This is a genomic window from Microvirga ossetica (assembly GCF_002741015.1).
Taxonomy (GTDB): Bacteria; Pseudomonadota; Alphaproteobacteria; order Rhizobiales; family Beijerinckiaceae; genus Microvirga; species Microvirga ossetica.
On record NZ_CP016619.1, the window covers coordinates 663,589 to 683,379 of the forward strand.

The 19,791-nt window shown below is 62.0% G+C and carries 18 protein-coding genes; 8 read left to right on the forward strand and 10 right to left on the reverse strand.

Translation table 11 applies throughout. The features are described from left to right. Positions 1-8: 8 nt before the first annotated feature. The 4 genes from BB934_RS41340 to BB934_RS41355 all read right to left on the reverse strand — a co-directional run bounded on the left by BB934_RS41340 (position 9) and on the right by BB934_RS41355 (position 5,784). Positions 9-1,838, reverse strand: coding sequence for a hydantoinase B/oxoprolinase family protein (locus BB934_RS41340; RefSeq protein WP_099515394.1), 1,830 nt, complete (start codon positions 1,836-1,838; stop codon positions 9-11). Next, entirely contained in the window at positions 1,835-3,925 is a 2,091-nt protein-coding gene (locus tag BB934_RS41345; RefSeq protein ID WP_099515395.1) for a hydantoinase/oxoprolinase family protein, read from the reverse strand. Before BB934_RS41345 ends, BB934_RS41340 begins: the two co-directional genes overlap by 4 nt. Before the next feature lie 71 nt (positions 3,926-3,996). Further along, positions 3,997-4,590, reverse strand: a complete 594-nt coding sequence (locus BB934_RS41350) for a hypothetical protein (RefSeq protein ID WP_099515396.1) — start codon at positions 4,588-4,590, stop codon at positions 3,997-3,999. 246 nt (positions 4,591-4,836) lie between these two features. Beyond that, complete coding sequence (locus tag BB934_RS41355; RefSeq protein ID WP_099515397.1) at positions 4,837-5,784, reverse strand: dihydrodipicolinate synthase family protein; 948 nt, start codon at positions 5,782-5,784, stop codon at positions 4,837-4,839. A 232-nt stretch (positions 5,785-6,016) separates the two neighbouring features. Here BB934_RS41355 and BB934_RS41360 point away from each other — a divergent pair, with 232 nt between their 5' ends. After that, positions 6,017-6,934 carry a LysR family transcriptional regulator gene (locus tag BB934_RS41360; RefSeq protein ID WP_099515398.1) on the forward strand — a complete coding sequence of 306 codons (918 nt, stop codon included), beginning with the start codon at positions 6,017-6,019 and terminating at the stop codon, positions 6,932-6,934. A gap of 455 nt (positions 6,935-7,389) precedes the next feature. Next, positions 7,390-7,881 (forward strand): hypothetical protein, encoded by a 492-nt coding sequence (locus BB934_RS41365; protein ID WP_335645675.1) that lies wholly within the window; start codon positions 7,390-7,392, stop codon positions 7,879-7,881. Between the two features lie 62 nt (positions 7,882-7,943). Here the strand turns inward: BB934_RS41365 and istB are convergent, their stop codons facing one another. The 3 genes from istB to BB934_RS41380 all read right to left on the reverse strand — a co-directional run bounded on the left by istB (position 7,944) and on the right by BB934_RS41380 (position 10,876). Further along, positions 7,944-8,711 carry an IS21-like element helper ATPase IstB gene (gene istB, locus BB934_RS41370; RefSeq protein ID WP_099508287.1) on the reverse strand — a complete coding sequence of 256 codons (768 nt, stop codon included), beginning with the start codon at positions 8,709-8,711 and terminating at the stop codon, positions 7,944-7,946. Continuing rightward, positions 8,708-10,195, reverse strand: coding sequence for an IS21 family transposase (gene istA / locus BB934_RS41375; RefSeq protein ID WP_157933989.1), 1,488 nt, complete (start codon positions 10,193-10,195; stop codon positions 8,708-8,710). Before istA ends, istB begins: the two co-directional genes overlap by 4 nt. Positions 10,196-10,486: 291 nt before the next feature. Next, the gene (locus BB934_RS41380) at positions 10,487-10,876 is read right to left on the reverse strand and encodes a hypothetical protein (protein WP_099513495.1); all 390 of its coding nucleotides are present in this window, start codon (positions 10,874-10,876) and stop codon (positions 10,487-10,489) included. Between the two features lie 297 nt (positions 10,877-11,173). Between BB934_RS41380 and BB934_RS48770 the strand changes: the two genes are divergently transcribed. Further along, positions 11,174-11,776: a hypothetical protein gene (locus BB934_RS48770; protein ID WP_175608904.1), complete on the forward strand. Its 603-nt coding sequence runs from the start codon at positions 11,174-11,176 to the stop codon at positions 11,774-11,776. Between the two features lie 208 nt (positions 11,777-11,984). Next, on the forward strand, positions 11,985-12,392 hold the full coding sequence (locus tag BB934_RS41390; protein WP_237050807.1) for a PRC-barrel domain-containing protein: 408 nt from the start codon (positions 11,985-11,987) through the stop codon (positions 12,390-12,392). Between the two features lie 204 nt (positions 12,393-12,596). On the opposite strand, the gene BB934_RS41395 is transcribed toward BB934_RS41390, so the two are convergent. Further along, positions 12,597-13,229 (reverse strand): hypothetical protein, encoded by a 633-nt coding sequence (locus BB934_RS41395; RefSeq protein ID WP_157934647.1) that lies wholly within the window; start codon positions 13,227-13,229, stop codon positions 12,597-12,599. Positions 13,230-13,359: 130 nt separating this feature from the next. Here BB934_RS41395 and BB934_RS41400 point away from each other — a divergent pair, with 130 nt between their 5' ends. The 3 genes from BB934_RS41400 to BB934_RS41410 all read left to right on the forward strand — a co-directional run bounded on the left by BB934_RS41400 (position 13,360) and on the right by BB934_RS41410 (position 18,134). Beyond that, positions 13,360-15,117, forward strand: coding sequence for an adenylate/guanylate cyclase domain-containing protein (locus BB934_RS41400; RefSeq protein ID WP_157934648.1), 1,758 nt, complete (start codon positions 13,360-13,362; stop codon positions 15,115-15,117). A gap of 78 nt (positions 15,118-15,195) precedes the next feature. Further along, positions 15,196-16,176, forward strand: coding sequence for an MBL fold metallo-hydrolase (locus tag BB934_RS41405; protein WP_099515401.1), 981 nt, complete (start codon positions 15,196-15,198; stop codon positions 16,174-16,176). A 227-nt stretch (positions 16,177-16,403) separates the two neighbouring features. Further along, positions 16,404-18,134 carry an adenylate/guanylate cyclase domain-containing protein gene (locus BB934_RS41410; protein WP_099515402.1) on the forward strand — a complete coding sequence of 577 codons (1,731 nt, stop codon included), beginning with the start codon at positions 16,404-16,406 and terminating at the stop codon, positions 18,132-18,134. Between the two features lie 63 nt (positions 18,135-18,197). Here the strand turns inward: BB934_RS41410 and BB934_RS48070 are convergent, their stop codons facing one another. After that, a complete protein-coding gene (locus BB934_RS48070; protein ID WP_157934649.1) occupies positions 18,198-18,551 on the reverse strand; it encodes a hypothetical protein in 354 nt (117 codons plus the stop codon). Positions 18,552-18,635: 84 nt separating this feature from the next. Further along, positions 18,636-19,388 (reverse strand): Crp/Fnr family transcriptional regulator, encoded by a 753-nt coding sequence (locus BB934_RS41420; RefSeq protein WP_099515404.1) that lies wholly within the window; start codon positions 19,386-19,388, stop codon positions 18,636-18,638. A 201-nt stretch (positions 19,389-19,589) separates the two neighbouring features. Here BB934_RS41420 and BB934_RS41425 point away from each other — a divergent pair, with 201 nt between their 5' ends. Beyond that, entirely contained in the window at positions 19,590-19,754 is a 165-nt protein-coding gene (locus tag BB934_RS41425) for a hypothetical protein (protein WP_157934650.1), read from the forward strand. Positions 19,755-19,791: the final 37 nt, after the last annotated feature.

A 19,791-nucleotide genomic window follows, 5' to 3' on the forward strand; every position in this document is an offset into this window, starting at 1 on the left:
TGCCCTCCTCAGCCCGGCGTCATGTCGAACTGCGGACCAGTATCGTCCGCAACCTCCGCCGATGCCGCGGAAGCGATGTCGCTGCGGGCGCGCAGTGCCCGGGTCGCCGCCGCGTCCGCCGTCCCGTCGCCGTCGATGACCACGCGATAGGTGTCGAGCGCGACCTTCCGGCTGACATACCCCTCGCGCACGTCGCGGGCGACGAGTTGCGGATCGCGTTCGGTCGCACGCCCGAAGCCGCCGCCGCCGCCGGAGCGCATCATGTAGGCGTCGCCGGCCTTCAGGCGGACGTTGAAGACCTTGGCATTCGGGAACTCAGTCTCCCACTTGCCGTCCCGGCGCAGGCCGATACCGTTGCCCGCGGCCTCGCCACCGTCCTCGAGCCCCCAGGGCTTGCAGTGCACACGGTCGATGCGGGTGGTGAGCTGGAACGGCGCCAGCGCCTGCACCACCATCTCGCAGCCGAGGCCGCCGCGGTTGCGGCCCGCGCCGCCGCTGTCCTCGCGCAGCACGTAACGCTCGACGAGGACCGGGAACTTCGCCTCCAATTGTTCCGACGGGCTGTTGTGGGTGTCGCCGTCATTGATGCAGACGGTGGCGGAGACGCCGTCCTCCGTGGCCTTGGCCCCCCAGCCGCCGCCGAGCGGGCCGATGCCGACGATGTAGAACTTGCCATCGGCCGGGTTGATGCCGTGGATGTTGGGGAAGACCAGGTCGGCATGGTGACCGGACGCCACGCGGTCGGGAATGGCCTTCGCCATCGCCTTGAAGATCGTGTCGATCACCGTCATGGGGTAGGTCATCCAGACCCTCATCGGCGCCGGCCGCTCGGCGCTGACCACCGTGCCCATCGGCATGATGACCTTCAGCGGCCGGAAGCTGCCCTCGTTGACCGGATAGTCCGTCGGCGCCGCCAGGCATTTGAACGCGACCTGGGCGCAGGCGATGCCCGTGGTGACGCCAGAGTTGTAGAACCCGCGCACCTGGCGGCTGACGTCGGACAGGTCGATCGTCATTTCCTCGCCGCGCTTCTCAATCCGCACGCGGATCGGCACGGGTTCGCCGACGTCGAGGCCGTCGTCGTCCATGAAGGATTCCGCCTCATAAACGCCGTCCGGGATGTTGAGGGTGTTGGCGCGCGCGAGCGCCTCCGACTGGTCCATGATGACGCGGAACGAGTCGTGCACCGCCTGCCAGCCGTAGCGCCCGACCAGTTCGAGGTAACGCCGCTCGCCCGTGGTGACCGCCACGATCTGGGCGCGCAGGTCGCCGAGCGCCTTCTCGGGCAGGCGCACGTTCATGGCGATGATGTCGACGAGTTCCTGGTTGACCTCGCCGCGGCGCTGGTACTTCACGATCGGGATCTGGATCCCCTCGGAGTAGATGTCCGTCGTGACCGTGCCGAGGGTGCCGCCGACGTCGAGCCAGTGTGCCATGCAGCAGGTGAACCCGATCAGCTCGCCCTCGTGGAAGACCGGCATCGTGAAGGTGAAGTGATTCAGGTGGCTGCCCGTCGTGTAGGCATCATTGGTGACCAGGATGTCGCCGGGGTGGATGTTGTCGTAGCCGAAGTGCTTGATCTTCGCGCGCACCGTCTCGGACATGCCGCGGATGAACATCGGCAGGCCGAGCCCGATCGACAGGGTCTCGCCCTCCTTGGTGAACAGGCCGACGGTAAAGTCGAGCGCCTCGTAGATGATGAGGTTGTAGGCGGTCCTCGTCAGGTTGGTCTTCATCTCCTCGGTGACCGCGAGGAGGCCGCGGCGGACGATCTCGACCGTGACGGGATCCACCGCCGGGGCGGCGTCGGCTTGGGCAGTCTTGACGTTGACGTTCATCGCGCGTCGCTCCCGATTGCAATCAGCAGGTTACCGGCGGTGTCGACCTCCAGCGTATCGCCGGGGGCCAGGACGGTGGTGGAGGCGCGTTCCTCGATCAGCGCGGGCCCGGCGATGCGGTTGCCGGCCTTCAGGAGGTCGCGCTCGTACACGGGCGTGTCGAGCAGGTCGCCGAAGTAGACCGGCTTGCGGCGGCTCAGCGCCTCCGGCTCGGGTTCGGCCCCGCCCGCGGGAACGGTGTGCCGGGGCGGCTTGCGCATGACTCCCGTTACGGTGGTGCGCAGGCTGACCAGCTCGGCTGGCTCGCCGGGTGCGCTCGTGCCGTACCGGATGGCGTGCTGGGCATCGAAGTGCTTCTTGATCGCCTCGCGGTCGCCTCGCTCGAAGAGCTCGCGCGGCAGCTCCACCGTCACGGCGTGCTCCTGCCCAACGTAACGCATGTCCGCAGCGCGCTCCAGGACGACGCTCTCGGGCCGAACAGAAGAACCCTCGACGGCGGCCGTGCCCTCGCCCTCCATCGCGGCGTAGAGGGCCTCGAGCTCCGCGAAGTCGACGGTGGCGAGCCTGCGGAAGCAGGAGCGCACGTAGTCGTAGCGCAGGTCGCTGAAGAGCATGCCGTAGGCGGAGAAGTAACCGGGCGAGTAGGGGATCAGCACCCGGCGGATGCCGATCTCCCGCGCGATCGCGGAGGCGTGCAGCGGACCGGCGCCGCCATAGACCGCCATGGTGAAGCCGCCGACGTCGAGGCCGCGCTCCGTGGTCACGGCCTTGACCGCGTAGGACATGGTGGTGACAGCGATGCGCAGGACGCCCTCCGCCGCGCGAAGCACGTCCATGCCGAGCGGATCGGCGATTTTCTCCCGCATGGCGCGCTCGGCCGCGGGCAGGTCGAGGGCCATCTCGCCGCCGAGGAAGTGGTCGGGATCGAGACGCCCCAGGATGAGGTTCGCATCGGTCACCGTGGGTTCGGTACCGCCGCGGCCGTAACAGACGGGGCCTGGCGTCGAGCCGGCGCTTTGCGGCCCGACGCGCAGCGCGTTGCCCTGCGCCAACCGCGCGATGCTGCCGCCGCCCGTGCCCACCTCGTGGATGTCGGTCATCGGGATCTGGATCGGCAGCGCCTGTTCGTAACCGCCGAGCAGGGCGCTGCCCGTCGTGAGCGGCTTGCCCTCGTAGATCACGCCGGCCTTCGCCGTCGTGCCACCCATGTCGAAGGCGATGGCTTCGGTGAGGCCGAGTCCTTCACAGATTGCCTGCGTGCCGATCACGCCTGCGGCGGGACCCGACTCCAGCATGCGCACGCAGTCGCGCTGCGCGTGCTCGACGGGAAAGAGGCCGCCGGTCGACTGCACCACGAAGAAGGCACCGCCGAAGCCGTGCCGGTCCAGATGATCCGACAGCTCGCCGAGGTAGGTCGCGACGCGCGGCCCGACATAGGCGTTGGCTGCGACCGTCGAGACGCGTTCGAATTCCCTGTACTCCTGCGACAGCTCATGGGAGGCGGTCACGAAGACCCCGGGCAGCTCCTCCTCGACGATCTGCTTGACCCGAACCTCGTGCGCCGGGTTGCGATAGGAATGCAGCAGCAGGATCGCCACCGCCTCGACGCCCTGTGATTTGAGCGAGCGCACAACCGAGCGGAGGTGGTCCTCGTCCAACGGCTTGTGCACGGCGCCGCTCGCCAGCAGGCGCTCGTGCACCTCATGCCGCGAGGACCGGTCCACCAGCGGCACGTGCTTTCGGAAGAACAGGTTGTAGGCGTCGGGGCGGTTGACGCGGCCGATCTCGTAGATGTCGCGGAAGCCCTCGGTCACAAGGAGCGCCGTCCGGGCACCCGTGCGCTCGAGCAGGGTGTTGATGGCGATGGTGGAACCGTGGAGGAACAGGTGCGCATCGCGAAAGGCGACACGGGCACCGTCCAGGGTGTTCTGAATCCCGTCGACGAGCTTGTCGTGGGTGGAGAGGGCCTTGCCGAAACGCAGCTCGCCGGCTGCCTCGTCGAAGGCGGCGAGGTCGGTGAAGGTCCCGCCGATGTCGACGGCGATGCGCAACCGTGGGAGTTCGGCAGACGTGGTTTCGAGGGCCATGGACGTTTTCTCTCCCTGCAATGATCCTGTTGACGCGAAATGATTCTTCGACTTATGAAGTTTGGGCGTTGTCACCCGCTCGGATGCGCGGGGACGCCAGCATCGTTTGCGGGACCGTGCATCGCTCCGCTCCCCTGGAGCGTAATGGCAGCATCCTTGGGCCGCCTCCGTCGGATCTCTTTGTTGGAGCACAGTTCCGTGGCCACGGAACCACCTGGTTCCGTGGCCAGAATTCGGCGGATCTGGCGCTCGCTAAGAACTTGCGGCTTCAGGCTCGTGATATGAAACAGCAACCCCTCGGGCTTGCCTGAATAGTGCTCCGGACAGTCGCTTAGCTTGCGATCTCTTGTATGCCACGCCCCGTCGAAATAGCGGATCCACGCTCGGTGCAATTCCTCGGCACGCTGCCTCAGCGGCTGGTGTTCGAGGAAGTGTCGCGCTGCCATGCGGATCAACTCGTCTCGGCGACTCCCGATGATCGTCTTGCGCGGATCGGCCTCTCCACGGGCGGGTTTCACCCCGAACGCCTCGGCGAATTCGGTTCCGCTGAGCCATTCGTCGACGGCGGACATGAAGTAACGGGCATCGTCGCGTGCCAGGGGCCTGCCTTGGGCTGCGGTCTCACGGATGCGCAGCAACACATTGATGGCAGTGACAGCGCTCATGGCAAGTCCACCTATCCCGTGAGAGTTACAACCCGCCTCTGATCGGCGACTACCGATCAGCGCACGAGACCTTCATACGACGACAAGCCCTATGCCGGAATGACCGGAACAGACATTTCAGATATACGCGGCTGGGTATATCCGCGGCGGTTCCCCGGAAAGTTGCGCAGTTCGCCATCGACGCCGCACGGAAACTCCCTGATCGATGGCGGAGCGTGGATCCGCTCCGCCCTGTCGTCGGGCAGGCTATTCCGCGGCAATGGCGGTCGGTTGCCCGATCAGGCCGGCCGAGCGCAGCGCATCGGCGATCTCGACGTCCGCGCCCGGCTCCAGGGGCAGCAGGGGCGAGCGAACCGTCGCGTGATCGAGGATGCCACGGGCGACGAGGCCATGCTTGAGCGCGACGGTTCCTTCCATGTGCGACCCGCGGTGATAGACGGTGCGGGTCACCGGCAGCAGGCGGTCATGGATGGCGCGGGCCCTGGCATAGTCCTTAGCCTTGCCGGCGGCGATGAACTCGATCAGCGGCTCGGGGGCCAGGCCGCCGTAGCCCACCAGAGCTCCGTCGACGTCGAACATCGTGTGCAGGAGATACTCGTCGTGGCAGGTCAGGATCTGGAGATCGGGACGCTCGCGGCGGATCACCGGGATCTCGGTGTCCCAGCGGCGCATGTTGCGCACGCCGTTCTTCATAGCGAAGACGCCCGGCTGGGCTGCGATCTCGAGCTGGGTCTCGAGGTTGTATGTGGCCTTGGTCACGTCCGGGTACTGGAACAGGATCAGTGGCAGGCCGCTCTCCTCGAAGATGGCACGATAGCGGTCCTGCGGCGCGCCCTTCTGATATCCGAAGCGCAGCCAGCCGTGCGACGGATACACCAAACCAGCCGCGGCTCCGGCCGCAACGGCCCGCTTGGCCTCCAGCGTCGCCACCTTCGTGCCCTCAAGGGTAATGCCGGCGATGACCGGAATCCGGCTGTCGGTCGACTTGACGAAGCTTTCGATGACGGCGGTCTGTTCGTCCGGGGTGAGGAAGGTGCCTTCGCCGGGATGGCCGAGCACGACCAAGCCCTTGACGCCGTCAAAGCTGCCGAGCCAGGCGCCGAGGCGCTGGATCGCGTCGTGGTCGACCTCGCCTTCGCGGGTGAAGGGGGTGACGGGAGCGGGAACGAGTCCTCTGAGATCGGTGGATGTCATGTCAGTTTCCTCCAGGTTGCATCGGTGGTTGGGTTGGCGCGATCCTCGCGGCAACGCTTGCTTACACTCAGCATTTTGGCTGTCGGCACCGGGGAAGCGGCTCGGTGGCGGCTTCATCGTTCGGGTGCCGTCAACTCATGAGGAAAACAGTAGTCGCAAACGCTTTATATCGGAATGCATAGGGCGGACATTTCAGCTATACTTGATCGGGTATACCTGGAGCCGATCCTCAATGGATTATGCAGCTTGGAAGCTGTTCATCGACGCGGCCGAGCTCGGCAGCCTGAGCAAGGTGGCGTTGGCCTATGGCACGAGCCAGCCGCACATCAGCCGCCGCATCGGCGAGCTGGAGCAGGAGTGTGGCGGGCGCCTGTTCCAGCGTACCGGGCGGGGAGTGGCGCTGACAGAACTGGGGCAGCGCATCGCGCCCAAGGTGCGCGGGTGGCTGACCAGCACCGAGCAGCTCGTCAACGACGTCCGCACCTCGGCCGGCACGCCGATCGGCAAGGTGCGGATCGGCAGCCTGCCGTCGACAGCACACCCGCTGGTGACCTCGTTGCACAGACGCCTTGCGGAGCAATACCCGCTCGTCCAGCTCGCGGTCCGGGAGGGCCAGGGTGCCCAGCTCGAGACATGGCTCGAGGACGGCAGCGTCGATCTCGCGATCCTGTTCCGCACCGGTCCGGTCCCCAGGGATGGCGATACCTACCTCGTCGAGGCTCCAACCTATCTCATGAGCGCGGCTGGCGATCCGCTGACCTCAAAGCCGACGGTACCATTCTCGGCCCTGCATGACCTGCCGCTGGTGCTGTTCTGCCGCCCCAGCTCGTGGCGCGATCACCTTGAGCAACTCGCAGCCGAGCGCCGCATGACGCTCAATGTCGCCTTGGAGGCGGATTCCCTGCGATTGCAGGCGCACATCGTCGCCGACGGCGGCGCCTACGCATTGCTCGGGCCGCATGCGATCGCGGGTGCGTCTAAGGACTACCGCCTGCAATCATCTAGGCTGATCGATCCACCCATAACCCGCCACATTGCGTTGTCGATGTCGCGCCACGGCGAGATGACCCTCGCATGCCGGACAGTGATGCAGGTCATCCGGGACATCGCGAAGTCCGGCGCGGCTGTGCCAGCCCTGGATGATATTTGAACCATCTGGTTCGGGGATGCGGGTTGAAGTTTCCCGATGGCCAAAAGCGGAAACCAACCGCGACCTCGAATGAAGGAAGGTCAGCAAATGGCACGAGGCTGACCTTAGCCGTACTTCCCCGCTGCTGGGATGAGCGGACCTTCGTTCGGACCTGGGCTCCTACCGAGTTTGACCCAGATCTGACTCTAGCTATTCCAACATAGTTTGCGTCTGCTACGGTTCAGTGTTTGCGTACTAGGAGTTACGCCACCACTCTCGGTTTTGCGCACGCGCGGCAAAGAGCCTTCCAAGTTGCTTGCTTGCGCTCTCTGGTCTGGTCGCCTATCGTCCGCCTCATGATGTTCATGTCCACATTCTTCCCCCTGATCTGAACGACTTCCGTCGTCGCTGCGCAATGAGCGCCAATCAGGTTTCACGGCCGATCAGAACTGACGGCCGAACGGAGAATTATGGACATGCCGAATACCAGCTCTTCCGGTCTGAGCAACGCTCGGATCAACGATTTCATTGAACATGGCTACCTGAAGCTCGAACAGGCTTTCGATGCTGAGCTCGCCCGACAAGGACGAGACGAACTCTGGGCAGCAATGGGGCTTTCACTCGACGAGCCACACACGTGGACACGGCCGGTCATCCGCCTCGGCTTCATGACGGGGCGGACCTTCGTCGCGGCCGCAAACACCCCGCGACTGCACAACGCCTATGATGCGCTTGTCGGCGAAGGACGCTGGCTGAGGCCGACTGGACTAGGAACGTTTCCGATCCGGTTTCCCTCCGAGGATGACCCGGGCGATGGCGGCTGGCATGTCGACATGAGCTTCGGATTGGAAAATCCCGACTTCATGCAGTGGCGCGTCAATGTGAAAAGCCGAGGCCGCGCGTGTCAACGGCGGTTCAAAAGTCGACCACGGGGCGGCGCAAAACTGGGCCAGTGGCGGGCGCGCTGACCACATAGCTGGCGCGTGCCATGGCGCATTGGCCCCCTGGGCCAATTGTCATCGGGTTGATTTCAGGACGATGTTTGCCGTTTGCGCGATCGGCTATGAGCAAGACGGTAGCTCTCGCCGTTCATCTCGAGGATGCTGACATGGTGGGTCAGTCGGTCGAGAAGTGCGCCCGTAAGGCGTTCTGAGCCAAGGGTCTCGGTCCATTCGTCAAAGGGCAGATTGCTGGTTATGAGGGTGGCGCCGCGTTCGTAGCGTCGCGAGATCAGCTCGAACAGCAGCTCCGCCCCGGTCTTCGAGAGGGGCACGAAGCCCAGTTCGTCGATGATCAGCAGCTTGTATCCGGCCATCTGCCTCTGGAGACGAAGCAGGCGGCGCTCGTCACGGGCCTCCATCATCTCGCTGACCAGGGCAGAGGCTGTGGTGAAGCCGACGGACAGTCCCCTTTGGCAGGCGGCCAGCCCGAGCCCCAGGGCGATATGGGTCTTGCCGGTGCCGGAGGGGCCGAGGGCAATGACATTCTCGCGCCGCTCGATCCACTCGCCACGCGCCAGCTCTAGGACCTGCATCTTGTTCAGTCTCGGGATGGCGGCGAAGTCGAAGCTGTCGAGGCTTTTGACGGCCGGGAACTTCGCGGTCTTGATGCGCCGCTCGACCATCCGCCGCTCGCGGTCGATCAGCTCCATCTCCACGAGCCGGGCCAAGAAGCGGACATGGTCAAGCCCCTCGGTGGCGCATTGGCGGGCCAGCTTCTGGTGCTCGCGCAGGAATGTGGGCAGTTTGAGCGCCTTGAGGTGGTGGGCGAGCAAAATCTCGGGAGCTTCAGCGCTCATGCGGCATCCTCCGAGATCAGGCACATATAGGCCGCCGCCGATGTCTTCTCGACCCTGGCTTTCGGCAGATAGGGGTAAACATCGAGGTCCAGCCGCGGCGGTCTGCGCTCCACCCGGCACAGGACCAGATGCTTGACCGCATCGAAGCCGATCGCCCCCATCTGCAGGGCCTGCTTCACCGCAGCATGGAGATCCGGGAGATTGAAGAGTTCCAGCAGCCGCAGCACCTGCACATATTCGCGCCGGCCCTGCTTGTTCATGCGGACTTCCATCAAGCCGCGCAAGGTCGCGAACTCCTCGGGCAGGTCCCATCCCTGCAAAGGAGCGGCCTGATCGAGTGCGTTGATCTTGTTCTCGATCAACGGGAGGTAATGTAGCGGATTAAAGATCACCTCTTCCCGCTCGTAGCTGCGGGGATGGCGCGCAATGACCTCGCTGCGGCAGCCGATCACCACCTCGTCGACATAGCCCCGGATCCAGACATCCTGATGGCCCCAGGCCACGGGCACCGAGTAGTCGTTGGTCTTGTAGCGCACGAGCGACTGCGATGAGACGCGCCCGCTGGCCTGATCGCAGGCCTCAAATGGCGAGGCCGGCAGGGGACGCATGGCCGCGGTATCCCGCTGCAGGCGCTGGCCGATCGTCTCGGCCGGCCCCCGCAGCTTGTCATCCTGCCGCTTGCGACATTGCCCCTCCAGCCAGGTGTTGAAGGTCTCCCAGCTCGGGAAGTTCGGGATTGGCACCATGAAGTTGCGACGGGAATAACCGACGAGGCCCTCCACATTCCCTTTGTCGTTCCCCTTGCCCGGACGACCGTAGCGATCCCGGATCACGTAGTGCGACAGGAAACCACTGAACAACGCCGCCCGCTTGCGCGTCCCGTCCGGCAGGATCTTTGCCACCAGGCAGCGGTCATTGTCATAGAGCACCGACTGCGGCACCGCACCGAAGAAGGCAAAGGCCTGGATGTGGCCGTCCACCCAGGCCTCAGACACAGCCGCGGGATAGGCCCGGACGAAACACGCATCGCTGTGCGGAAGATCAAGCACGAAGAAATGCGCTTTCTGCTCCACCCCGCCGATCACGACCACCGCCTCCCCGAAGTCGGCCTGCGCATGGCCGGGTGGGTGCGACAGCGGCACAAACATCTCCTGGCATCGCCGCTCGCGCTCGCGGATGTAGTCTTTGATCGTCGTATAGCCGCCGGTGAACCCATGCTCCTCCCGGAGCCGGTCAAACACCCGCTTCGCCGTATGGCGTTGCTTGCGGTGAACCGACCGATCGCCCTCCAGCCAGGCATCGATGATCGGGACGAACGTTTCCAGCTTCGGGCGCCGGACAGGAGCATGACGCCGATAGCCGGGCGGCTCCGCATAGGCCATCATCTTGCGAACGCTGTCGCGCGATATGTTGAAATGCTTCGCCGCCTCGCGCTGGCTCATGCCTTCAGAGCACGCCAGCCGAACCTTCCGGTAAAGTTCCACGGTGAAAATCCCCCAGCCCTCCCTGCAACCGGCAGAAAGGGAATAGGTGGACGACTTTTGCGCCGCCCGCAGCGGGTCTATCCCGCCGCTACCGTGGTCAAATTTTGCACCGCCGTTCTCATTCGCGCCTGCCTGAGGCTCTGTAACAGGCTTGGCGGTGCTTTAGCATAAACTGGACACCTCATCCGACCCACAGCACAATTCGCTGCGGGATTGCGCCGAGCGTCCTATAAATCGGCAGGAGCATAGGATCGAGTGGCGGTTGGGGCCACCCAGGACCATGTTGGAGAGCTAATTTCGTGCTGCCCCAGCCAGGGGTGTGTTGGGAGCAAGGCGGCAGCGCTCCCGAAACACCTGTTGCGCGGCAGCAAGATCAGGAACCCAGGTCTCGAATCGCGCCGTCATCGCACCACGCCCCTCTACATTCAAGGTTTGAACCCCTGTTGTGTGCAGCGGCCCCACGAGGCTGTCGCCTTCACCGAAAAACAGGGTGCCGTCCTCCCACTCCAGCAGCACAAAGCCCCGCTCGGTCTGGACAACGAAGCTCTGGCAGAACGGCTTGAAATCGAAAACAACCGTGCCGGTGAAGCGGGGATTGCCAGGACCGGTTGTGATGAGACCCACGACGCCAACCGCAAAGGCAACACACCAAAGGCCCAAGGCCAGGAGAGGCTTTGTCATCGCAGGCCCCCTCGCAGTGTTGGAGAGAACGCCCAGATCGACGCAGCACTAACTTCGTGAACATTATAGCCGCTTCTGTCGGCTATGTTAACGTCCCTTCTCATCCTGCCGTGAGAACCACATGAGATTGCTGCTATATGGGCTGGAAGCTTGGCAGGATTGAAGAGTGGATGGGCTAAGCTCGTCAGCCAAGCTCCTTGCATAGGTTAAGCCAATTCTGGAACGGCGGTCACAGCCTTAGCGTTTCGCTCGTGCAGGTTGCCGATAAACTTGCTCTGAATGTTCGGGAAGGCTCAAATGGTGAACGCATCCGGTGTTAACAGCCAATCCGCCCCTGACCGAGAGGAGCGTCAGTCTTCGGAGTGTCCCCCAGACAATAAGCTGCCTGAGAACTCGCAGGCGAACCTCGATGCGAGGCTCGATCATGCCATTGAGGAGACCTTCCCGACCAGTGATCCGGTCTCCGTGACCATCACCAAAGGCCCTGAGCCTGATCACGCTGACCAGGACGCTCATTCGTCATCGGCGGATGACCATCAGAGCCAATCGGAGCGGGGCTCAACCGAGCATGTTCTTGATCAGGTGCGGGAGGCGCTCAACGACGTTGCAGATCAAGCGTCCGGAGCAGCCCATGAGGTATATCGGCGAGGCGAGCACTACGTCCACCAAGCAGGCGAACGCTATCCGCAGGCTGAACGCTACTACCGTGAAGGCCAGCAAGTTCTCAGGCGGCAAGCCACTGAGAGCCCCCTGTTGTCGCTTCTCCTGGCGGCGGCTGCGGGTTACGCGCTGGCCTGGATGATCCATGGTGGGTGGCAAGGTCAAGGTACGGGAGTGCCGAATTACGGCAGAACTCGCCAGGGCTACGCCCCACATCGCGACAAGTACCCACAGGGGTGACATGCGCGTCCATCGTTTGTGGCTATCCTTCCTCGGGGCAGTCCTGGTTAGCACTCCAGGTCTGGCGCAACCGAGCCAGACCACAGCGCCTGCCCCGCAGACTGAGATCGGCGGTGGGACCACCCAGTTGCAGCCAGATCAATAGCAGGCTTCCAACCTGGAGGGGCTGGATGTCTATAGCAGCAATAACGGCGATAAGATCGGCGACATCAGCGACTTGATTTTCAATCACAGCGGCAAGCTCCAGGCGGTGGTGATCGGGGTTGGCGGATACTTGGGAATTGGCGAACGCGACGTTGCAGTGCCTTTCGACCAGATCAGGTTCGTCAACGAGCCGCGCGTCAACACCACCCGCACAACAACGGGCGAGGCTCGACTGGCGGGAACCAGCCCCGGTGGCGGCACTACTGCCTCACCGGCAGCGACGGGAACGGCAGCAGTGCCAGCAGGCTCCAACAGTCCTGGTCCTTCGGCTATGGTTACGAACAACATTCCTGCCTCTGCTGCACCAGAAGCATCAGGCAAGAGGGGCTCCACCCCCAATCATGCCATTCTGATGATGAGCGTCACCAAGGATGATTTGCGGACGGTTCCCGAGTTCAAACACGATCGCTGAGGTCTGCTTCCAAAGACACGGCCTCGAGACTAACTGTGCATACAGCCAAGCTCGAACATAACGGCAAGTCGCCTCAGGCCGGAATCACGGGTCAGGCCAGCTTACTGGCTGCGGTGCAGCGGGTTGGCCAGAACTGCGGCGGCTGCCACGAGACCTACCGCAGAAAGAATGCCGAGGTGGTGTTCAGGGAGCGCACATCTCGTCTCAGAAGCAGATGTGATCCATCCTGTAGAAATCGCCGATAATGTCTGGGCCAGCGCCGCTTTGCTCTAACAGTCCGGATCGGTCTTGAGCTACAACAGCTTCATCATAGCCTTCGACGAGCAGCACCCAGTTGGCCACCGCATCTGGGCCTGTCCGAAGGGCTGTCTCGCGGGTCGGTGCCTTGCTTCTATCCTTATCTGCAATCAGGAGATGAGCGGCGCAGACGCCCCTTTGGTGTGTGAGCGACTGCGCTTCACTCGTCAATGCGCCACGCAGGTGTGCTTCGCGTCCGAGTTCAGGCGAGAACCGAATGGTCTGGAGACAGCCGCCAGCACCAAATCCGCTTGATGCCGCAACGCGACACAGACTCCGGTTCATGTTCCGTAGCGCAGGCATAACTCGCTGGGTCCAGTCTGAGGGATGATTCAGACGCTCCAGGTAGGTTTGGGAGGTAAAGACATCGGGGTTCATGACCGTGTACAGGATCAGAAATTGAGGCCCAGAGCCGACAACGGAGTACCGGCGACCCTGGAGGAAGCCGGGGATCGCGAGCCGTTCCTTCATGTGTTCATGGGAGTGCCAGTCGAGGTATTCGGCCTCGCGGCCCTCCTCGACATCGTGCCATGCGATCAAAGCCGCTGATCCAGCCCATCCCATTTGGACCTCCCTGACGGTTAAAATCCTCGACATATCCCTCGATCAGACGTATCACTATAACCGTAGTCACCGCTTGGGGGAACGTATGCCTCCGCAGGAGTTGCGCGTGGAACGGCGGCTGGCCGCGATCCTCGCGGCGGATGTTGCAGGCTATTCGCGCCTGATGAGCGCCGATGAGACCGGGACCCTCCGAGCACTCTCGGCCCACCGCGAGGTCCTGGATCGGCTCATTGCCGAACACGGTGGTCGCATCGCGAATACCGCTGGTGACAGCGTGTTGGCCGAGTTTCCCAGCGTCATCGATGCGGTGCAGTGTGCGGTTGTTGTCCAAGATCAGTTGGCGGCAAGCAATAATGGCATACCGGAATACGACCGCCTGCGGTTCCGCATTGGCGTTCATCTGGGGGATGTGCTCGTCAGAGGCAGTGACATTCTCGGCGATGCCGTGAACATCAGCGCTCGGCTCCAGTCTCTTGCTGAGCCAGGAGGGGTGTGCATCTCGGGTGCGGCTTACGACTATGTACGCAAGTCATTGCCGATGACCTACGCTGATCTGGGGCCGCAAGCTGTCAAGAACATTGAGGAGCCGGTCAGGGCTTTTCTTGTGGGACCTGTGGGATCGGAGCCTGCACCTTCGAGCCCATCAACACAGCCCTTCAGAGCGCTCCCGCTACCCGACAAGCCGTCATTGGCGGTGCTGCCGTTTGCAAACCTCAGCGGCGACCCCGAACGTGAGTATCTGGCTGACGGCATTACCGACGAGATCATCACAGCACTGGCCAAGGTTCGGTGGTTCTTCGTCATCGCTGGGAATTCCAGCTTCACCTTCAAAGGGCGAGCCACTGACACAAAGCAGGTGGGACGCGACCTCGGGGTGCGCTACGTCTTGGAGGGGAGCGTGCGACAGGCTGGTCAACGTCTCCGGATCACGGGTCAGCTTATCGAGGCTGAGACAGGAAGCCACCTCTGGGCCGACCGCTATGAGGGGGCTGTGGAGGACGTGTTCGAGTTCCAGGACCGGATCACCGAGAACGTGGTCGGAGCCATCGAGCCGCGCCTCCGCGTGGCCGAAATGGAGCGAGCTAAGAGAAAGCGCCCTGAGAGCCTCAACGCCTATGACCGCTTTCTTCGGGCTCTGGCGCAGTTCTATCTCGCCAGCCGGGATGGCATGGCGGCGACGCTGCGGCTCCTCGAAGAAACCATCAGGCTCGACCCTGATTATGGCCCGCCCTATGCCCTGGCTGCGCAATGCCACGTCTACTACATCACGCAGGGTTGGACTGATGACCGAGCGCGGGATCAGGCCGAGGGGGAACGCTTGGCGCATGCGGCCCTCGAACGTGACCGGGAGGACCCCACGGTTCTGTGGATGGCCGGTCACGCACTCGGATTTCTGACGCGGGACTACGAGACAGCCCTGGCTCTCCTGGACCGGTCGCTCGCCCTGAATCCGAACTCCGCTTCAGCCTACTGCTTTAGCGCTTGGAGCCGCTGTTGTTCAGGCTTCCCAGAGATTGCAATCCCCCAGGTTCAAGCGGCGTTGCGCCTCAGCCCCATCGACCGGAACATCTTCATGTTCCAATCAGCACTGGCGGTTGCCTACTGCATGACCGGCCAGCACGAGAAAGCGGTTGAGTGGGGGCAGAGAGCCGTTCAGGAACAGCCGAGATGGACCGGCAGCTATCGCCCCTTGGCATGCAGTCTCGCTCACCTGGGTCGGGTCGAAGAAGCGAAAGCCGTCGTGGTGCGGCTCCTGGAGATCGACCCGACGTATAGTCTCGACTTCATCAAGCGGATTTACATGCCATCGGCAGGGCGCGACATCTTTATGGCGGGGCTGAGGCTTGCGGGATCTCCCGAGTAACAGGTGGCTCTCGTTCGCAGAACCCGCAGCATTGTCTACTGATGGGATCACCACCGGGGGCTGGATCGGGAGGCATTCATGACGTCTGCCGCAGCGGTTGATCGGGTTGAGGTCCATGTCCTCGTGGATAATGTGACCGACAGCCTGTCCACTGTTCCAAGCTACGTCGAGAACGAATGGAGTTATCTCTGGCGGAATGGGATGAAAAGACTGTCAGGCCGGTGCATCTGCTGTGCCGCCCATGGTCTGTCATGCTTGATTACAGCCTATCGCGGCGAGAGCAGGCACACCATCCTCTTCGACACGGGGCCAGAAGAGGATGTCTTCGCGCGCAATGTCTCTCGGCTTGGAGTTGATCTCGGCACTGTTGAGGGGATCGTTCTTTCCCATGGCCACTGGGATCATGCAGGCGGAATGCTGCTGGCGCTCGACCTGATCCGTGAGCGCAATGGTGGGCAGCAGGTGCCGTTCTATGCCCATCCTGGCATGTACGCGACCCGTGCGATGAAGCAGCCGGATGGCAGCATGCGGCTGATGGAGGACATTCCGAGCGTCGAGGCCCTGACGGCACACGGCGCACAGGTCATCAACACGACAGAGCCGCAGAGCCTCCTGGACGACGTGTTCTATGTCAGCGGCGAAATTCCTCGTGTGACAGCCTTCGAGCATGGCTTTCCAGGGCAGCACCGCCAAACAGCGGATGGTGGCTGGGAGCCTGATCCCCTGCTCATGGATGAACGCTGGGTTGCCGCCAACGTGAAGGACAAGGGCCTGATCGTGTTCACGGCCTGCTCGCATGCTGGGGTGGTCAATGTCCTCAGGCATGCTCAGGATTGCTTTCCCGATGTGCCGCTCCATGCCGTTGTGGGCGGGTTTCACCTCTCGGGTGGGAACGAAAAGATCATCCCTGAGACGATCGAGGGCATGAGGGCGTTCGACCTGAAGACCATAGCCGCCGCCCATTGCACAGGATGGCGCGCGGTCATGGCACTGACGCAGGCTTTCGGCGAGCCGGTGGTTGCACCGTCGGCTGTCGGCAAACGGTACACGTTCTCATAGATCACGTTTGCTAACCTTCGACGACCAAATATGCTCCCATGGGAGCCCCCGGCGAAGCTTGGCTTTTCGGGCACCGCGTATCATGTATGGAGGCTGGACACCTCACCCAGCCAGCCGCACAATTCCTTCTGGAACGGCACCGAGGGTCCCATGGATCGGCAGGAGCCCAAGGTTGAACGGCGGCTCGCCGCCATCTTCGCCGCTGACATAGCTGTGGGGGTCCCCGAATGAGCACCCGCCGCCTCGCTGCCATTCTCGCTGCTGATGTCGTGGGCTTCTCGTCCATGATGGAGAAGGACGACGAGGGCACCCTCGTGAGGATCAAAGCACTCCAGCGGGAGACCGTTGAATCGTATGTGGCGCAGCACCATGGACGGACGGTGAAGACCACGGGCGATGGATTCCTGATCGAGTTTCCCAGCCCAGTGGAAGCTGTGCGATGCGCCATCTCTATCCAGGAGAAGACGGCAATTGGTCCTCTCCAACTTCGGATCGGCATCAACCTTGGCGATATCATTATCGAGGAAGACGGTGATGTTTATGGGGAGGGAGTGAATGTTGCCGCTCGCCTGGAGGCACTATGTGATCCTGGTGGAGTCCTGATCTCTGGCAAGGTCTTCGATGAGATCGAGGGAAAGATCGACCGCGCATTCGAGAGCCGGGGCGAGCAGACGGTCAAGAACATCACCAGACCGGTGCGGGTGTATTCGTTCGGAGGCACAGAACCCGCTCAGGCAGGTACTTCGGTCAGTAGACTTCCTCTCCCCGACAAGCCGTCCATTGCTGTGCTGCCGTTCACGAACATGAGCGGTGATCCCGAGCAGGAGTATTTCGCAGACGGCATGACCGAAGATATCATCACAGGTCTCTCGCGCTTGAAGTGGCTGTTCGTCATCGCTCGCAATTCCACGTTCGCTTACAAAGCGAGGACGGTGGATGTTCGTCAGGTCTGCCAAGACCTCGGTGTTCGGTATGTGCTTGAAGGCAGTGTCAGGGTGTTGGGAAGTCGTATTCGGATCACCAGCCAGTTGGTCGAGGCTGCAAGCGGCAGGCACATCTGGGCCGAACGCTACGACAGACAGCTTGATGATGTTTTTGCGGTTCAAGACGAGATCACAGCAAGCGTCATCGCTGCCATAGAGCCGCACTTGTATGCCGAGGAAGGTGCTCGTACAGCAAGCCAGCCTCCTGATCACATCAGCACATGGGGCCTTGTTGTCCGCGCTATCGGATTGGTCAGCAAGATCGGACGCCACGAAAATGAGCAGGCGCGATTGCTGCTCGAACGGGCGGTCACAATCGAGCCAACCTATGCGAAGGCCCATGCGATCCTAAGCTGGGCCGTGTGGTGGGCCGCCTACAACTATTGGCTTCCTGATGAAGAAAAAGGTATTGCGCAGGCCCAAAAACATGCGGAACAGGCGCTTGTTCTTGACCCAAGCGAACCATGGGCTCGCATGATCTTGGGCCTGTGTCTCAGCGCCGATGGACAACATGAACGAGCTTTGCCGGAACTTGAAGCTGCGCTGCGGGTCAACCCGAGTTTTGGGTTGGCCCACACGATCTATGGATGGGCACTAACTCAGGCCGGAAGATTTGATGATGCGGTCGTCGAGACGCAGACGGCTCTTCGCCTCAGCCCCGCCGACACGTTCCTGAGCTTCTATGAATTCGCCCACGGCTTAGCGCTCATGGCCGCTCGTCGTTTTGAGGATGCGCTTCCCTATCTTCGCAGAGCCTTTGTAGCCTTTCCAAGCTTCCCTGCCCATCACTGTATGCTGATTAGCTGCTATGGCCATCTGGGACTTCCAGATCAGACGAAGACGCTTTTGGCACACAGGAACTCTCTTGCTGCACCACCGTTCACGGTCAATTTGGTCCGAAGCGACCTGCGGAAAGTTGCGAATGGTCCGATTGTTGTGGAGGGATTGATTAAGGCGGGTGTCCCTGAGAGTTGATTGGCTGAGCAGCAACACACAACGCAACTTGTATGTGGTCTGCTCTATGGGTGTGAGGACCCTCTAAACCTCTACATTTTTAGCTTCAGCCGCCGTCCACAGGCCCAGAATAGCGTCTGGGTCAGTGAGTTTGAAAAGCTCCTCCAGAGACATCCCGGCTGAGAGGCCGTACCGAAGCATCTTCCTCCGGTCGGCTTCGAACGTATCTTGGTCGGCCCATTCTGGCTTCGCGTCGATCAAGGCGTTCATCATGCGCCAGACCCGATGCGAGTGGGATGGATCGAATGCTGGCTCAGCGGGAACGGCGGGACTCTTGGCGCAAGCAATCGTATCAGATCGCGTCTCTGTGAAATGCTGGATAGTTGAGGAACCGCTGCCGCTCCGCTCCAATGCCAGTCCCGGATGATATCGATCCATCTGCACTCCTGTTGGCCGATCTATTGGCTGGGTCGGCGGCACTGGATTGATCGCGCAATTCCGTTAACAAGAGACAATGCGACATCAGCTTTGTTCGCTCTCTGGAAAGCCTTTTGTGAAGGTATGAGGCAGAAGTCGCTCGAAGCGGCGGCGTATCTTGCCGTAGCACTCGCAGGCTGCTCCTTCGAGGCCAGTCCGGTCTGTCACGGTGATGTCTCCTCGGCCCTGCTGAATCAGCCCTCTCTTGTGGAGTGCTCCCATGACAGTGCTGACGGTGGAGCGCTGCACCCCAATGACTTCAGCCAAGAACTCATGGGTGAGCGGTAAGGTATCCTCGTCAAGTCGGTCGTGGCTGCTCAAAATCCAGCGGCAACACCGAGCCTCGACGCTGTGAACCGCATTGCAAGCCACAGTGTGAACAAGCTGGGCGATCAGGGCTTCGGTGTAGTGGAGGATCAGGCGTCGAAGCTTCGGACGGGTCGAGATCGCCTCATGCATTTTATCGGTGGCAATTCGGGATGCAGTACCGGGGACTTGAACAATGTAGCGACCGACCGACTCACGGGTGACAACCGCACTGATGAAGCCAATCACAGCTTCGCAGCCGAACACGGTCATCTCGGCGCTGCCGCCGTCCTCCATCACATCGACGAGCGATACGATGATGTCATGAGGAAAGTAGGTGTAACGGATAGTCTCGCCCGTCTCGTAGAGAATCGTACCCCTAGGCAGGATCACGCCTTCCAGATGGGGCTCCAGATACGCGAAGTCTTCAGGTTCAAGAGCCGCCAAAAGGCAGTTGGTTCGATGGTCTGTCGCTGTTCGCTCCTGCCGCATGCGCGAGGATCGCACTCCTTGGGGAGACCTGATCCGATCATTGTTTCGCGCCTAAGCTTGGCTGGCAATGCAGTCGATACGAAAGGCTGAGAGTAGTATCTCCGCACGGCCGTCACAAATTCGTGAGTTATGATGTTGCTTGAATTGGAAAACGAGCAGTTGGGTATTCTCAGGCGAGCCCTGGAAGCAAGAGCGCGTGACATGCAACTGCGACTGGGCAGCGATCCTGGTGACGAAGGTTTCCGGCACGAAGCGACACTCACGACCCAGCTTCTGCGACAGGTCGAGGCACTGGAACGGCGATTAGGCCACCGCGCCTCGGGCATGATCGATATCGAGTCAATGCCAATTGAAGATGAAGATTGAAAGCAAGTCCCGAATGCCAAAAATCGCGGGTTCCTAC

Excerpts from the sequence above, each read along its gene's own strand:
- BB934_RS41340 (WP_099515394.1), bottom strand. The coding sequence starts at position 1,838 with ATGAACGTCAACGTCAAGACTGCCCAAGCCGACGCCGCCCCGGCGGTG.
- BB934_RS41345 (WP_099515395.1), bottom strand. The coding sequence starts at position 3,925 with ATGGCCCTCGAAACCACGTCTGCCGAACTCCCACGGTTGCGCATCGCC.
- BB934_RS41350 (WP_099515396.1), bottom strand. The coding sequence starts at position 4,590 with ATGAGCGCTGTCACTGCCATCAATGTGTTGCTGCGCATCCGTGAGACC.
- BB934_RS41355 (WP_099515397.1), bottom strand. The coding sequence starts at position 5,784 with ATGACATCCACCGATCTCAGAGGACTCGTTCCCGCTCCCGTCACCCCC.
- BB934_RS41360 (WP_099515398.1), top strand. The coding sequence starts at position 6,017 with ATGGATTATGCAGCTTGGAAGCTGTTCATCGACGCGGCCGAGCTCGGC.
- BB934_RS41365 (WP_335645675.1), top strand. The coding sequence starts at position 7,390 with ATGCCGAATACCAGCTCTTCCGGTCTGAGCAACGCTCGGATCAACGAT.
- istB (WP_099508287.1), bottom strand. The coding sequence starts at position 8,711 with ATGAGCGCTGAAGCTCCCGAGATTTTGCTCGCCCACCACCTCAAGGCG.
- BB934_RS41380 (WP_099513495.1), bottom strand. The coding sequence starts at position 10,876 with ATGACAAAGCCTCTCCTGGCCTTGGGCCTTTGGTGTGTTGCCTTTGCG.
- BB934_RS48770 (WP_175608904.1), top strand. The coding sequence starts at position 11,174 with ATGGTGAACGCATCCGGTGTTAACAGCCAATCCGCCCCTGACCGAGAG.
- BB934_RS41405 (WP_099515401.1), top strand. The coding sequence starts at position 15,196 with ATGACGTCTGCCGCAGCGGTTGATCGGGTTGAGGTCCATGTCCTCGTG.
- BB934_RS41410 (WP_099515402.1), top strand. The coding sequence starts at position 16,404 with ATGAGCACCCGCCGCCTCGCTGCCATTCTCGCTGCTGATGTCGTGGGC.
- BB934_RS48070 (WP_157934649.1), bottom strand. The coding sequence starts at position 18,551 with ATGGATCGATATCATCCGGGACTGGCATTGGAGCGGAGCGGCAGCGGT.
- BB934_RS41420 (WP_099515404.1), bottom strand. The coding sequence starts at position 19,388 with ATGCGGCAGGAGCGAACAGCGACAGACCATCGAACCAACTGCCTTTTG.
- BB934_RS41425 (WP_157934650.1), top strand. The coding sequence starts at position 19,590 with ATGCAACTGCGACTGGGCAGCGATCCTGGTGACGAAGGTTTCCGGCAC.